Annotated in this window: 12 protein-coding genes; 5 read left to right on the forward strand and 7 right to left on the reverse strand. The window is 66.7% G+C overall.

The genetic code is table 11. The annotated features are described in order from the left end of the window. Positions 1-254: 254 nt before the first annotated feature. The 7 genes from obgE to KV381_RS10885 all read right to left on the reverse strand — a co-directional run bounded on the left by obgE (position 255) and on the right by KV381_RS10885 (position 8,485). On the reverse strand, positions 255-1,691 hold the full coding sequence (obgE, locus tag KV381_RS10855; protein ID WP_030077803.1) for a GTPase ObgE: 1,437 nt from the start codon (positions 1,689-1,691) through the stop codon (positions 255-257). Positions 1,692-1,848: 157 nt separating this feature from the next. Next, positions 1,849-2,106: a 50S ribosomal protein L27 gene (gene rpmA / locus KV381_RS10860; protein ID WP_015608479.1), complete on the reverse strand. Its 258-nt coding sequence runs from the start codon at positions 2,104-2,106 to the stop codon at positions 1,849-1,851. A gap of 14 nt (positions 2,107-2,120) precedes the next feature. Next, a complete protein-coding gene (rplU, locus tag KV381_RS10865) occupies positions 2,121-2,441 on the reverse strand; it encodes a 50S ribosomal protein L21 (protein WP_018487143.1) in 321 nt (106 codons plus the stop codon). A gap of 562 nt (positions 2,442-3,003) precedes the next feature. Beyond that, the gene (locus tag KV381_RS10870) at positions 3,004-3,753 is read right to left on the reverse strand and encodes an IS5/IS1182 family transposase (RefSeq protein ID WP_030084845.1); all 750 of its coding nucleotides are present in this window, start codon (positions 3,751-3,753) and stop codon (positions 3,004-3,006) included. 75 nt (positions 3,754-3,828) lie between these two features. After that, positions 3,829-4,002, reverse strand: a complete 174-nt coding sequence (locus KV381_RS37045; protein WP_218785121.1) for a hypothetical protein — start codon at positions 4,000-4,002, stop codon at positions 3,829-3,831. A 182-nt stretch (positions 4,003-4,184) separates the two neighbouring features. Beyond that, complete coding sequence (locus KV381_RS10880) at positions 4,185-4,694, reverse strand: hypothetical protein (protein WP_218785122.1); 510 nt, start codon at positions 4,692-4,694, stop codon at positions 4,185-4,187. Beyond that, entirely contained in the window at positions 4,691-8,485 is a 3,795-nt protein-coding gene (locus KV381_RS10885) for a polymorphic toxin-type HINT domain-containing protein (protein ID WP_218785123.1), read from the reverse strand. The genes KV381_RS10880 and KV381_RS10885 overlap by 4 nt, the downstream gene beginning before the upstream one ends. A 456-nt stretch (positions 8,486-8,941) precedes the next feature. Between KV381_RS10885 and KV381_RS10890 the strand changes: the two genes are divergently transcribed. The 5 genes from KV381_RS10890 (at position 8,942) to wecB (ending at position 14,696) form a co-directional block, all read left to right on the forward strand. Beyond that, on the forward strand, positions 8,942-9,460 hold the full coding sequence (locus tag KV381_RS10890) for a hypothetical protein (RefSeq protein ID WP_256995042.1): 519 nt from the start codon (positions 8,942-8,944) through the stop codon (positions 9,458-9,460). Positions 9,461-9,761: 301 nt separating this feature from the next. After that, positions 9,762-11,612, forward strand: coding sequence for an FG-GAP-like repeat-containing protein (locus KV381_RS10895; RefSeq protein ID WP_218785124.1), 1,851 nt, complete (start codon positions 9,762-9,764; stop codon positions 11,610-11,612). Positions 11,613-11,691: 79 nt separating this feature from the next. Beyond that, positions 11,692-12,294 carry an acyltransferase gene (locus KV381_RS10900; protein WP_193464481.1) on the forward strand — a complete coding sequence of 201 codons (603 nt, stop codon included), beginning with the start codon at positions 11,692-11,694 and terminating at the stop codon, positions 12,292-12,294. 63 nt (positions 12,295-12,357) lie between these two features. Beyond that, positions 12,358-13,596, forward strand: a complete 1,239-nt coding sequence (locus tag KV381_RS10905; RefSeq protein ID WP_230543975.1) for an acyltransferase — start codon at positions 12,358-12,360, stop codon at positions 13,594-13,596. Further along, a complete protein-coding gene (wecB, locus tag KV381_RS10910; RefSeq protein ID WP_218785125.1) occupies positions 13,593-14,696 on the forward strand; it encodes a non-hydrolyzing UDP-N-acetylglucosamine 2-epimerase in 1,104 nt (367 codons plus the stop codon). Before KV381_RS10905 ends, wecB begins: the two co-directional genes overlap by 4 nt. Positions 14,697-14,794 lie beyond the last annotated feature (98 nt).

The following is a 14,794-nucleotide window of genomic DNA, read 5'->3' on the forward strand; positions in this document are numbered from 1 at the left end:
AGGTGGACGTCGTCCGCCGCTCGTCCCGCGGATACCCGCAGTTCACCCTCTGGCCAGGGAGGTTGGGCGCTGCCGGGTGGTCGCCCGGGGTGACCGACCCCACAGATGTGTTGCTCAATCCGCACATCTGCAGCACGTTCACCCGGCGTGACCGGCGGAAACCCGCCGGTGCCCGGGCCCGAGGCTACCGGACGGCCCGCCTCCGCAGAGACGGGCCGGGGTGCGGAGCGTTCGCCGCCGGGGGTGCGGAGCGTTTAGAAGGGGTCGAACTCGTCGTACTCCTTCTCCGCGTCGTCGCGCTCGGCGTCGCGGTCCCGGCGGCGCTGCGCGGCGGGGCGCGGCTCCTCCAGACGGTGGTCCTCGCCACGGCGGCCGAGCATCTCGGCGCCGGCGCTCACGGTCGGCTCCCAGTCGAAGACGACCGCGTTCTCCTCGGGGCCGATCGCGACGCCGTCGCCGGCCCGGGCGCCCGCCTTCATCAGCGAGTCCTCGACACCGAGGCGGTTGAGCCGGTCCGCGAGGTAGCCGACGGCCTCGTCGTTGTTGAAGTCGGTCTGGCGCACCCAGCGTTCGGGCTTCTCGCCGCGCACGCGGTAGATGCCCTCGTCGTCCAGGGTGACGGTGAAGCCCGCGTCGTCGACGGCCTTGGGGCGGATGACGATCCGGGTCGCCTCCTCCTTCGGCTTGGCGGCACGCGCCTCGGCGATGATCCCGGCGAGCGCGAAGCTCAGCTCCTTGAGGCCCTTGTGCGCGATGGCGGAGACCTCGAAGACCTGGTAGCCGCGGGCCTCCAGGTCGGGGCGGATCATGTCGGCGAGGTCCTGGCCGTCCGGGATGTCGACCTTGTTGAGGGCGACGATCCGGGGCCGGTTCTCCAGACCGCCGTACTGGCGCAGCTCCTCCTCGATGATGTCGAGGTCGGAGACGGGGTCGCGGTCGGACTCCAGCGTGGCGGTGTCCAGGACGTGCACGAGCACCGAGCAGCGCTCGACGTGCCGCAGGAACTCCAGGCCGAGGCCCTTGCCCTGGCTGGCGCCGGGGATGAGCCCGGGGACGTCGGCGATGGTGTAGACGGTCGAGCCGGCGGTGACGACGCCGAGGTTCGGTACGAGGGTGGTGAACGGGTAGTCCGCGATCTTCGGCTTGGCCGCGGAGAGCACCGAGATCAGCGAGGACTTGCCCGCGCTCGGGTAGCCCACGAGCGCCACGTCGGCGACGGTCTTGAGCTCCAGGACGATGTCCCGGCTCTCCCCCGGCTCGCCGAGCAGCGCGAAGCCCGGGGCCTTGCGGCGGGCCGAGGCCAGCGCCGCGTTGCCGAGGCCGCCGCGGCCGCCCTGGCCGGCCACGAAGGTGGTGCCCTGGCCGACGAGGTCGGCGAGCACGTTCCCGGCCTTGTCGAGGACGACGGTGCCGTCCGGCACGGGCAGGACCAGGTCCTGGCCGTCCTTGCCGGAGCGGTTGTCGCCGGCGCCGGGCTGGCCGTTGGTGGCCTTGCGGTGGGGGCTGTGGTGGTAGTCCAGCAGCGTGGTCACGGACTGCTCGACGACGAGGATCACATCGCCGCCCCGTCCGCCGTTGCCCCCGTCGGGGCCTCCCAGCGGCTTGAACTTCTCACGGTGGACGGAGGCGCAGCCGTGGCCTCCGTTACCCGCGGCGGCATGCAGCTCGACGCGGTCCACGAAGGTGGTCATGGTTGGTGCCTCCAGATAACAGGTGCAGGTACAGCAGGAAAATGCGGAATTGTCTCTGTCGTAACACGCCGAGGGCGGACCCGCTTCCCCGTTCGCCGGGAAAGCTGAGATCCGCCCTCGGAAGGTGCTGTGTGCCGTTACGCGCGCGTCGAATGGATCAGACGGCGAGCGGAACGATGTTCACGACCTTGCGGCCACGGTGCGTGCCGAACTCCACCGCACCGGCGGTCAGCGCGAACAGCGTGTCGTCGCCGCCACGGCCGACGCCCGTGCCCGGGTGGAAGTGGGTGCCACGCTGGCGGACCAGGATCTCACCGGCGTTGACGGCCTGACCGCCGAAGCGCTTCACGCCGAGCCGCTGAGCATTGGAATCGCGCCCGTTCCGAGTGGACGATGCGCCCTTCTTGTGTGCCATGTGTTCTCAGTCCCTTACTTCGCAGCCGCGGGGATACCGGTGACCTTGATCGCCGTGTACTGCTGGCGGTGACCCTGGCGACGGCGGTAGCCGGTCTTGTTCTTGTAGCGAAGGATGTCGATCTTCGCGCCCTTGTGGTGGTCCACGACCTCGGCCGTGACCTTGATGCCGTCGAGCACCCACGGGTCGCTGGTGACCGCGTCACCGTCGACAACGAGCAGGGTCGAGAGCTCGACCGTGTCGCCAACCTTGGCAGTGGAAATCTTGTCAACCTCAACGATGTCGCCGACAGCTACCTTGTGCTGGCGACCACCGCTGCGCACGATGGCGTACACGCGGATCTCTCTCTCGCTCGGAACGGATCCCCTGATGCCAGCCGCTCGCACGGGCCGGGGCCCGGGACGATCCGGAAGGATGAGCGGCCTCTCCTGGCGGACGGCGCGAACACCGACCGTTACCGGGAGGGATGTGCTCAGGGGTAGGCGCGTTAAGGAAACACACCGAGGGTCAAGGTTACGGGGCGGGGGTGTGGGGGTCAAACCGGGTCGAGCGGCCCATGGCTGTCTGACCTCCCGAGCAGCCCGACCGAATCGCTCCAACTGTTCGGGAAGTTCCCTATTCCGCTTCATGAACGCCATGGCGGGGTGCGGCCGGTGCTGCAGTACAGCTTTTCGGACCAGGACACCAGCCCTTGAGGATGACCATGGCCTGCCCGGCGACACAGCAGATCTTCGCGCCGCTGCCGTTGTAACTTCTCTTTTATCGCTTGAGCAGGCGGTCTCACACGGCACGCGCACCTGATGCCGCCGCCCCGGCAGACCCTACCTGCCAGCACTTCGGCCCCACATCGGCGAGCGCGCCGATGATCCCGCGGGTCCCTCGCGGCAGTGAGCGTTTTCAGCGTTGCCTCTCCAGGGTGAGGACGGCTTTGGTGATGACGGTCATGCGGTTGGGGCTGATGCGGGATCTGCGGAAGATCTGCCAGGACTTCAGCCGTGCCATGCCGCGTTCAACTGGTGCCCGGGCTGCGGCCAGAGCCCGGTTAACGGTGCGCTGGGTGAGGGTCAGTTCGCCGTGGGGTGGTCGTTTGAGTCCGGTGGTGACCCAGGGGCCGGCGCCCTGGTATGCGCGGTCGGCGAGGACCGGGACGCCCTGACGCTCGCAGGTCTGGATGATGCGATGGGTGCGGGCCGCGGTCAGATCGTGGGTGCGGCCGGGCAGCGCGGGCGAGATCCACAGGATCTCGCCGGCGGGGTCGGTGACGACCTGGACGTTCACGCCGTGCCGGCGGTGCTTGGCCGAGTAGTCGGCCCGGCTGTCGCCGACGCGGTCGCACTCGGCGAGGGTCCCGTCCAGGAGGACGAAGTCCGGGTCGTGCTCGCGCAGAGTCTTGAGCAGGCCCGGCGCCCGGTCGGCGAGCAGGCCGGTGACGGCGGTGACGTATGCGTGGGCGGTGCCGACGGATATCCCGAAGCCGGCCGCGATCCGGGTGAGTGTGTCGTGGCGGCGCAGGTACACCAGAGCGACGAGCGCACGCTGGTGGGGCGGGAGCTTGCACCTGCGGTCACCCTCGCGGGTGACGATGAGCATGGTGACCCACTCGACCAGGGTATGCGGGAGGTCGAGTGCGGCAGGATGGGGAACCAACGAGGCTCCTGTGCCGGTGGGTTGAGACTTCGAACACCTCCCCCAACGGCACGGGAGCCTTGTGCGTTGCGGCCCTCACCTCGGGCTCGCCGCCGTCACCCGATCGGTGGCCACGCTGAAAGAGCTCAGTGAGACCGAACGGGCGGTGACGTCCTGGGTGTTCCCGCCGTGACGCTTGCGCTGGTCCGAGCAACTCAGGATGTCGGCGGCGATCCGGTCGACCAGCAGCGAAGTGCCGTCCAGCAGCACGAACGCCTCCGCCAGCGACAGAGGCGGGCCAGGGCGAACACGGCTTGTCGGCCTGCCGCGAGGCGTCGCCACTGGGTCCCGTTTGGAGCATAGTTGCCGAGTCAAGGAAACTGCATACTGCCGATGAAGCGGCTCGCCGCGCTGGTGAAGATCGGCGAGCCGCTACGACTAAGAGACCTTTGTCACGTGTTGCTGGTGGACGACTGCAGCACCGTACAGGGCGAATTCCACCACGGTAGCCCGTTTTTAACCTGGTCGAGATTCCTTTCAGTATAGTTCGGTGGCGCCTGAGGGATATTTGGGACTTCCAGAAGGTAGAAGTCGGCGCGATATCCTGTGACGGAGAGGTCTCCATCTGGGAAGAATCCCAGATCCAGCTGAACTCTGCCAGCAACTACGGACGACTTGCATTCCTGCACAGAAAAGGCCATCAGAGGCCTGTCCGTCGAAGTGCTGGCCCAGCGGAACGACTGCAGACCATGGACGACGAGGATGGCCGCATTTCCCTTCGGGAACCATTCTGCGGTACGCATCTCCAGGAGCAGTGCCGCGCGATTCGTCGTCGGGCACACCCTGCAGTCGAGCAGCTGTGTGTCGAACAGCGCCTCGTCCTCCGTGAACGGATCACAGTCGATGGGCCCTGCCGACTTGTAGGGATCTTGGCGTGTGAAGATTTCTTCGATGCTGATCATGGGATCGGTATGTGCCAATACTGGTCGGATTTATCGACGGTCTTCCCCGTTACCGGGTTGACGAACTGGCCGCCGGTGTTGATGTAGGTGATGTATCCGTTGGGATACGGGTGGGGTCCAGTGGTGACTGGATCCATTACGCGTACGTACTGGATGCTCTTGTGGAGTCCGTTTGCTTTGGCCTCGGATTCCTTGATCTGGAAAACCCAGCCCTTCCTGTTGTTGGCCTGGGCAGCCGCTTTGCGCCCCTTCGGGAGCCACAGCTTCTCGCCCTGGGGCCCAACGACGTCGCTGATGAGGCATCGGCTGTTGTGAACCAGGATGGGAGTGTTTCCCGCGAGTACATAGTAGGAGTGCAGGTCTTCGACGGTGAAGTTATAGGTGCGGGCGTGCTGGTAGAAGAACCGGGTGGCCCGGACGGTGACGGTGTCGCCGTCGTCAGTGCGCAGTTTCATACCGACTTCGATGTCGGCCGCCTCGACCCACTTGCTATCTGATTCGGACCAGAACGGGTGCTCTTCGGTGGCTGTCACCCTCTCTTCGCCGCGTGGTGTGGTGAGGATGAGTTCGCTGAAGTACTTGTCGTCCGCAGTGACTATCAGTTCCGTGACCCGGCGCGGTCCAGTCGTTCCGCTGACCGGGTCGGTTGCGAGCACGTGGTCATTGACCTGAATGGACTCGATGTTCTTCGCAGACCGGTCAGCCATGAGGACCTTGGTGCCAGCGAGAAAACATTGTGTGCACTTCTGGACCATACGTGCGGCTCTACTGCTGTCTATGGCGCCCTCCACGCCTTCCACAGCCTTCTTGAGCAATTTTACTTTGCCCAGGGGGAGAACTGACATGGCAGCGAGAGCGCATTTACCCAGACCTGGGTTTTTGACGCATTCCTTGGCATCGTTGAGGCCAAGGACCTCCCAGGCGAACTCCTTGAGCACCGGGTCGATAGGAGGATGATCGAGCTTCCCGCCGTTCAAGGCGCAGGGCGGAAGGTGATCCCTGGTCGGGTGGAGATAGCAGCGCGGCCGCTTCTCTTCTTCCTCCTGCTGCTTCTTACGCCGCTCCTCGGCGAGACGGCGTGCTCGGGCTTCTTCTGCCTCTCGCTTCTTGACGACGTCAGCCCATGCTGCGGATGACTCCTTCGCCGCCTCTGCAGAGCTCTTGCCTGCGGCGATCGCATCGGCATGCGCCTGATCGCTTGAAACCTTCGCTTCATATGCCGAGGTGCGCGCGTAGTCGGCTGAGAACTCAGCCTGTGCTGCGGATTCCTCGGCTGCTGCAGCGTCCCGGTCAGCGCGGTTGGCGGCGGCGCGCGCGGTGCTGGCCGATGCCTTGGCCTGCGCAGCGCTGGTTTCGGCTCGGTCTGCGGCCTCGTCTGCGTCGTTCGCGTAGCCAGCAGCTTCCGTGGCGCTTTGTGCAGCGTCGTTCTTGGCTTTCTCGGCATCGGCCGCAGCACCGGCGGCTTCGGCAGCTGCCTGGGCGGCGAGGTAGCTGTTCCTGCGGGCGGTGGCCGCGATCTTCTTGCCTTCGGCGAGCAGGCGCTGCACCTGTGCGATGTGGTTGTTGGCGAGCTGGTCCTTGCGATCCGCCATGTACTGGCCGGTCTGAACGAAAGTTTGTACCTCGTTGGCGGATCCGGCCAGAGCGACCTTGGCTGCGGACGTCACCTCAGGGCCGCCGTCGTTGTAAAGCTTGCTCGCTATCACCCGCTCGTCGGCCTGGCGGGCAGCGTACTGGCCATTGTTGAGGAATCCGACCAGCGCCTGTGGGCTGCCGTCTTCCAAAGCCTTTCTCGCCGCTTCCCTCACGCCGGGACCGCCGTCGTTGAAGAGCCTGGACACCGCAATCCGGTAGTCAGCGTTGGCCGCCTGGTACTGGCCCGTGGTGTAGAAGCTGAGGATCTGCTGATCGGTGCCCTTGAGTGCCTCGGCTGCGGCAGCGCGCACAGCCTCATAGGGACTGGAGGAGACGAGATGCGCGACTTGCTGGCGGTTCTCGTCCGCAACTGCCTTGCTCCAGCCCGTCTTCAAATAGACGATCACGTCGGCGTCGGTGCCGGACAGTGCCAGGGCAGCAGCATCCTGACGCCAGGAGCCGAAGTACTCCAATGCGCGCAGCGCTACGGCGCGCCCCTTCATGGCGATAGCGGCCTGGTCGGCACCTGGCTTGTCCGCATCGGCAGCCAGTGCCTCTGTGTCGTCCACGATGGATTGGCCCTCAACCACGGACTTCGCGATTTCGACGGTGAAAGCGTCGGTGGTGGATCTACGCGTCAGCGCCGCTTCGACGCCGGCGTTGGTGCGGGTGGTGAGATCCTCGGACTCCGTTTCGCGGGCGAGGTCGAAGGTCTTCTGCGCTGTCACCACCGATTTACTGGCGCTGTCGGCAGCCGTCTTCGCGGCAGCAGCCTGCTTTTTCGCCTCAGCTGCCTGGTCGGATGCCTCACCAGCATGTTCGGCCGCATTCTCTGCGGCGTCTGCGGCGTTGTCTGCGTGCGTGGCGGCCGAGTTGGCTGCGTCCCTGGCCTCTCCGGCAGCCGAGGCCGACCTGCGGGCCAGCTTCTCAGCCGAAGTTGCAGCGCGATTGGCTTCCTTTGCGTGCCGATGGGTCTCCGCTGCGGCCGCCCGCGCCTCTGTCGCGGAGCCTCCCGCCGCGATTGCGGAGTTCGCAGCCGCATCGGCCGCGTCAGCAGCCTTGCCAGCGTTGGTGATCGCGCTGCGGGAGGCGAAAACCGCATCAGCAGCGGCCAGGGAGGCCTTGCCGGCCTCCTCGGCCGCCTTACCGGACTTCCTCGCCAGCTCGCCTGCCTGTCGTGCCTGCGCAGCCATGTTACGGGCTGCCTGGGCTTTGCCCTTGTCCTGGCTTGCGGCGTACGCCGCGTTTGACGCCAGGCCGGCAGCTTCAGCAGCCGCAGCTGCCGCATTCGCGGTCTGCGCTGCCGCAAGGGACGCCCTGCGCGCAGCCACGTTGGCCGCATTCGCAGCACTGATCGCCTGTTGCGCGGCGGCTGCTGCCGCACGAGCCGCTTCTGCCGCCTGTTTGGCCTTCACCGTCGCGAGGTGGGCGTCTTCCTTCGCGGCCTCAGTCTCCTTGGCGGCCAGGTCTGCAGCTGCCTCGGCGAGCTCTGCAGCCGCTACGGCCTTGTCCTTGGCTTCCTCGGCTTTCTCCTTAGCCTGCTCGGCCTGCTTGCCAGCCTTCTCCGCCTGCTGAGTCAGCTGCGCAATCGTGGCATGCTCCTGGTCGCGGTTCCGTGCGACGAACTGCCCGACGTCCAGGAACTCCACGATGTCGTCCGGGGTGCCGCGGAGAGCCAGCTTGGCGGCGGCCTTCACATTCGCGCCACCGGAGTTGTAAAGCTTTGAGACCTCGATGCGCTCGTCCGTCTCCTGGGCTTTGTACTGACCGACTGCGAGGAACTGTTTGACGTCCTCAGGGGTGCCCAGCAGAGCGGCCTTTCCCGCGTCTTGGACGCCGGGACCGCCGAAATTTACCACTCGGCTGGCCTCTACCCGCAGGTCCTGCTCGTGCGGAGCCCTCCAGCCTGTTGTCAAGAAGACTTCTACATCGTCGGGGGTGCCTTGCAGCGCGGTCTTCGCTGCCTCCCGTACCGCTGGCCCGGCGGCGTTCACCACGCGGGAGACGTCTACTCGATTGTCAATCTGCTGGATGGCAGGCGCCTCGGCGAGGAAGGCCCGGATGTCCTCGTCCGTGCCCAGAAGAGCCTTCTCGGCTGCCTCTTTTAGGCCAACTCCGGCATCCATCCAGTAGCCCACGGCCAGGCTGCGGTTCACGATCGGCTGTGCCTCATCGACCGCGTTTGCCGTCGATGTACCCAGAAGCGTGACCGTGAGTGTAGTGGTGAGCAGAGCGGCACCGAGAGCCCGAGCGCTGCGCGGTTGCGGCGTCGTTCTTCGGTACCAATTGCACGTTTTGCCTATTCGCTGAGACAGCGAAAATTTACTCACTTAACTGTCCTCTGATTATCAATCGCAGCTAGCCAGGGGAAACAGCCAAAAGGAGGGAGAGGTGCGCCCATCTGCACCTTTTGGCACTTTCTTGGGTGGCTGCGATGGCGAAGCTTCGGGCTGCGCAACACCACTGACGCCTCGTCAGTCGCAACGACCTGCACAGTCGACGGACGCCACCAGCCCTGCATGCGTGGATATTACATGAGCTTTACACAAAGCAATCAGCATGATTACCTAGGCGTCACATTAGCTTCACATGCCGTCTCTCATGAGGAATCCATGTCGATATCCACTACCCGAACGCCCCTCCTCGCCGCCCTGACAGCTGCTCTCGTGCTGGGTCTCGGCGCCAGCGCGCTGGCCCTCCCGCAGAACACACCCGATGCAGGGCGGGCCCCTTCCACGGCAGACGAAATGCCCGGCACGGTCGAGGACTTCGTCCACCCAGGCGCGACAAAGTTGCAGCAGGAAAGGGGTGTCATCCTCAAGCGCGGCGACGGACACATCTGGCTCACCGACGTGACCCAGCTCAATGACTGCTTCGGCGGCAACAACATCGCGATCGAAGCCCGAAAGGGCGTCTACTGCTTCAAAACTGACGCCAGGTCCGGCTACCTGACCCTCGAGCTTCCGGATACCTTCAACATCTGGACGCAGGACCACCCCGTCAAGGCCACCCTCACTGCTGACGGCATGAGCACCGTCGTCAACGCCCCTGCCGACGACCTCACATCGGTCGGCGAAGCCAGCAGCACAGGCAAACGCTCCGCGCTGGTCGAAATCCGCATCACCGGCTGAAATCTCGCGGCAAGAAGGTCACACAGCTAGCTGTGCCAACCAGGTCCAACCGCCTCCAGCAATGACAGCTACCTGACCGAGTTTGCCTAGTTTGGAGCGCATGCTCCCATGCAGAGCGCTATCGCACTCCGTGGTCCGTGCAGCGCACGCAGTGGTACGTGGTCCGAGTCCAACTGACCATCCCGCGCGCAGCTCGTCGGAACTCTCGCCTCGCAAAGCAGCACTGCCACAGCGCGGCACCAACCTCGTCAGCCGTACCCCACGGGCTTCGCAGCCCCCGTTCAACTTGCCAAGGAAAAGTGTGAACATCCAACCTTTCCGCCGTGTGCAGGGCATAGCTGCCCTCGCCGCCATGGCGGCGGGCGTCCTCGCCCTCTCCTCATCCGCCCAGGCCGTCGTCGGTGACGCGGTCGCCGACGGTACGTACGCCTTCACCGCGAAGCTCGACATCGGTGAGGGCGACACGAAGCGCGCCTGCACCGGTTCGCTGGTCGACGCCCAGTGGATCCTCACCGCGAGCAGCTGCTTCGCGGCGGCCGGGCAGCCGGCGTTCCCGCTGCCCGCCGGCGCCCCGGCGCAGAAGACCACCGCGACGATCGGGCGCACCGATCTGACCGGCACGGGCGGCAAGGTCGTCGAGGTGACCGAGCTGGTTTCGCGCAGCGACCGTGACCTGGTGATGGCCAAGCTGGCCCAGCCGGTCACGGACATCGCGCCGGTCCTGCTCGCGGACTCCGCCCGGTGGCGGGCGAGCCTGCGGGCGGTCGGCTACGGCCGCACCGCGTCGTCCTGGGTTCCCGACCGGCTGCACGCGGGCGCGTTCGACGTGACCGCGACCGGTGCGACGACGGTGGCCGTCACCCGCGACGGCGGCGCGATCTGCAAGGGCGACGCGGGCGGACCCGCCCTGCGCGAGCAGAACGGCACGGTCCTGCTCGCCGCCGTCCACAGTGCCTCGTGGGGGGCCGGCTGCTTCGGCTCCGACGAGACCCGCCCCGGTGCGGTGGAGTCCCGTACCGACGACCTCACCGACTGGGTCACCCAGGTCCGCGGACTGCCGAAGGACCCGCAGGTCGCATCCGGGGACTTCAACGGCGACGGCCGCGAGGACATCGCCGCCTTCTACGACAACGGCACCGGCCCCGACGGCAAGAACAGGGCCTCGCTCTTCGCCTTCTACAGCAACGGCACCGGCTTCGCGGAGCCCAAGAGGGTCTGGGCCAGCACCGGATCCTTCAGCGGCGCCGCCAGCAAGCTGACCTCCGGCGACTACAACGGGGACGGCAAGGACGACCTCGCCGTCCTCTACAACTCCGGCCAGGCCGCAGACGGCAAGTACGCCACCACCGTGTTCACGTACACCAGCAACGGGGCCGGGTTCGCAGCGCCCAAGCAGACCTGGGCCAGCTCGGGTTCCTTCGACTGGAGCAAGAGCAAGCCCGTCTCGGGCGACTTCAACGGCGACGGTAAGGACGACCTCGCCGTCTTCTACAACGGCGGCCAGGCCAACGACGGCAAATACGTCTCCCTCGCCTTCACCTTCACCAGCAACGGCACCGCCTTCAACAACCCCACCACCTCCTGGACCAGCTCGGGCTCGTTCGACTGGAGCAAGAGCAAGCCCGTCTCCGGTGACTTCAACGGCGACGGTAAGGACGACCTCGCCGTCTTCTACAACGGCGGCCAGGCCAACGACGGCAAGCACGTCTCCCTCGCCTTCACCTTCACCAGCAACGGCACCGCCTTCAACAACCCCACCACCTCCTGGACCAGCACCGGGTCCTTCAACTGGAGCAAGAGCAAGCCCGTCTCCGGCGACTACAACGGAGACAAGAAGGACGACCTCGCCGTTCTCTATGACTCCGGCCAGGCAGCGGACGGCAAGCACGTCTCCACCCTCTTCACCTTCACCAGCACCGGCACCGCCTTCGCCGCCCCCAAGCAGACCTGGGCCAGCACCGGCTCGTTCAACTGGAACGTGAGCCTGCCGACCTCGGGTGATTACAACAAGGACGGCAAGGACGATCTTGGCGTCCTTTACGAAGGCAGTAAGACTGCTGACGGTCGGCGTCTCGACTCGCTGTTCACGTTCACCAGCACGGCCACCGGCACCAAGGCACCAGTGCTGCATTGGTCGGGCGGCGTCGTCTGACCGACCGGTCCCGCACGCGGGGCGGTGGGCAGGACACCCTTATGCTTTCCGGGCGCATCAGCTCTCCGAAAGGCATGCCGTGAACTACAGGGTCCAGCCCACCGCCCAGGTCGACGAGACCGCCGAGATCGGGGCCGGTTCCAGTGTCTGGGAGCTGGCGCAGATCCGTGAGGGAGCCAGGCTCGGCGAGGGCTGTGTCGTCGGCCGTGGCGCGTACGTCGGTACCGGTGTGCGTATCGGCGACAACGTGAAGCTGCAGAACTACGCCCTCGTCTACGAGCCCGCCGAGCTCGGCGACGGTGTCTTCGTCGGCCCCGCCGTCGTCCTCACCAACGATCACAACCCCCGCTCGGTCGACCCGGACGGCAAGCAGAAGCGCGGCGGCGACTGGGAGGCCGTCGGCGTCAAGGTCGCCGAGGGCGCCTCGCTCGGCGCGCGCTCGGTCTGCGTCGCGCCGGTCCGGGTCGGCCGGTGGGCGATGGTCGCGGCCGGCGCCGTGGTCACCAAGGATGTTCCGGACTTCGCGCTGGTCGTCGGCGTGCCGGCCCGGCAGATCGGCTGGGTCGGCCGCAGCGGCGTCCGGCTGGTCGAGCGCGAGGGCGAGCCGGGGGTGTGGGAGTGCCCGCAGAGCGGTTCCCTGTACGAGGAGAAGGACGCGCTCCTCACCGAGCGGACCGTCTGACGCCATGGCCGACCATCGGTACTCCACCGTCGCGGACGTGACGGCCCTGCCCGAGTGGTTCATATGTCCGCGCAGAAGAGGATGACGTTCATGGCGGGGGCCCCCGCACCGAAGGCCGCCGAGCACGCGCGGCTTGACTCGCTCACCGGGCTGCGCTTCTGGGCAGCGCTGGCCGTGGTGCTCTACCACCTGTCCCGGCAGGCCGGCCAGCTTCCGTGGATCAGTGACGTGACCTGGTACGGAAGGAGCGGGGTCACCTTCTTCTTCGTCCTGTCGGGCTTCGTGCTGGCGTGGACGTATGACGGCAAGACCGTGCCCGCGGTTGTCTTCCTCTGGCGTCGGTTCGCTCGGATCTGGCCGCTGCTGGCCGCTTCGGTCGTGGCCTCCGTAGCCGTCTGGCATGCGCTGGGCACCGACTTCTCGCTGCGCGGGACCGCCGCGACGCTGGGACTCGTGAATGCCTGGGTGCCGGATCACTCCTATCTCTCGGGCGGAAACCCCGCCGCCTGGTCGCTGAGCGACGAGGCCTGGTTCTATCTGCTCTTCCCGCTCCTGCTGGCCTTGCCCCTGATGCGGAGCGCCCGGGGGCGGATCGTCGTCGCCGTCGTCGTGTGCGCGGCTTCGCTGGCCGCCTGGCTGAGCGGCGCCCTGATCACGGATTCGCTGATGCGGGTGTGGGCGCTCGACTACTTCCCGCCGACCCGGACGCTCCAGTTCGTCCTCGGAGTCGCCGCCGGGCTCGCGGTGAAACGGGGCTGGCGCCCGGCGGGCGGCCTGCCGGTAGCCGTCCTGGCGGTCCTGGCCTGGCACCTGGCGCTGATCCCGTGGTCCCACGCCGTGCCGGACAGCCTCTGGTACAGCCCGTACAGCGCGTCCCAGCTGCTGTCCGCGCCGATCTTCGCGCTACTGGTCGCTGCTGCTGCGGCGGCGGACCTGGGAGGACGCCGGACCACTCTCGCCGGACCCGCCATGGTCAGGCTCGGGCAGTGGTCCTTCGCCTGGTACCTCTTCCACGAGATCGTGCTGAGAGCCCTGGTCGGCGTGTACGGCAAGCCGGTGGGCCGGCTCGAGACGGCCGGCTTCTGGGCCGCCACGCTGCTGCTGAGCCTGGCAGTGGCCGCCATTGCTTACCATTGCGTGGAACATCCGCTCGAACGCCTGCTTCGCCGTCGAGGCCCAGGCGGGTCCGCCCGCTCCCGAGCGGTGCACACCGTGACGCAGGAGCCCGGTGCGTACCAGCCGGGCGCGCACACCCATTCCTCATCTCAACGTCAAGCGATTCAGAAGAAGAGCGTGCAATGAAAGTCATCAGCATCGTCGGTGCTCGCCCCCAGTTGGTGAAGCTGGCTGCTGTCGCCGCGGCATTCGCCGGGACCGATCACCAGCACGTCATCGTCCACACCGGACAGCACTACGACGCGGACCTTTCGGACGTCTTCTTCGAAGGTCTCGGCATCCCTGACCCCGATGTGCACCTAGGCGTCGGCTCCGGAAGCCACGGCGTGCAGACCGGATCGGTGCTCTCCGCGCTCGACCCGGTACTGGAAGCGGAGAAGCCCGACTGGGTCCTGGTCTACGGCGACACCAATTCGACGATCGCCGGGGCTCTTTCGGCGGTCAAGCAGCACCTTCCGGTCGCCCACCTCGAAGCGGGTCTGCGGTCCTTCAACCGCCGGATGCCCGAAGAGCACAACCGGGTGCTGACCGACCACTGCGCCGATCTGCTGCTCGCGCCGACCGAGGAGGCCGTACGTCACCTCGCGGCCGAAGGACTCTCCGAGCACACGGAGTTGGCGGGCGACGTCATGGTCGACATCTGTCTCCGCATCCGGGACGCCGTGCGCGCCGGCGAGCACGCGGCTCCGGCCCTGCCCGAGGGTATCGATCCCTCGCAGCCGTTCCTGTTGGCCACCCTGCACCGCCCGGACAACACGGACGACCCGGCTCGGCTGTCCGCCATCATCGACGCTCTCGCGGGCCTGCCCGTGCCCGTCGCCCTGCTTGCCCACCCTCGCCTCGTGGCGCGCGCCGAGGCCCACGGCATCGAGCTGACCAGGGGAGCCGTCCACGTTGGCCGGCCGCTGCCGTACGCAGGTCTCGTCGCCGCCGTCCTCGCCTCGTCGGGTGTGGTCACCGACTCGGGAGGCCTCCAGAAGGAAGCCTTCCTCCTGGAGCGGATCACCACGACCATTCGTCCCGAGACCGAGTGGGTGGAAACCGTCCACACCGGTTGGAACGTCTTGGTACCCGACCCGCACGAGATGGACCCGGCGCAGTGGGCCGCCACCGTCTCCCGCCCTGTGCCCACGAATGACCCCGGTACGCCGTACGGCGACGGACACGCCGCGGAAAACGTCGTCCGGATCATGGAAGAGTGGAAAGGGGGCAGCCGGTCCGCGTGACATGCGCAGCGCCACGTTTGGTGCTAATAGGCATATGTCACCGTGCTAGCGTCACCATTTATGTCAGTGTCTCCCAGGTCTGGGCTGCCCGCGAAAGG

The sequence above is a fragment of the Streptomyces sp. WY228 genome (assembly GCF_019287315.1).
In the GTDB taxonomy this organism is placed as follows: Bacteria; Actinomycetota; Actinomycetes; order Streptomycetales; family Streptomycetaceae; genus Streptomyces; species Streptomyces caviscabies.

Excerpts from the sequence above, each read along its gene's own strand:
- obgE (WP_030077803.1), bottom strand. The coding sequence starts at position 1,691 with ATGACCACCTTCGTGGACCGCGTCGAGCTGCATGCCGCCGCGGGTAAC.
- wecB (WP_218785125.1), top strand. The coding sequence starts at position 13,593 with ATGAAAGTCATCAGCATCGTCGGTGCTCGCCCCCAGTTGGTGAAGCTG.
- KV381_RS10905 (WP_230543975.1), top strand. The coding sequence starts at position 12,358 with ATGTCCGCGCAGAAGAGGATGACGTTCATGGCGGGGGCCCCCGCACCG.
- KV381_RS10890 (WP_256995042.1), top strand. The coding sequence starts at position 8,942 with ATGTCGATATCCACTACCCGAACGCCCCTCCTCGCCGCCCTGACAGCT.
- rpmA (WP_015608479.1), bottom strand. The coding sequence starts at position 2,106 with ATGGCACACAAGAAGGGCGCATCGTCCACTCGGAACGGGCGCGATTCC.
- KV381_RS10880 (WP_218785122.1), bottom strand. The coding sequence starts at position 4,694 with ATGATCAGCATCGAAGAAATCTTCACACGCCAAGATCCCTACAAGTCG.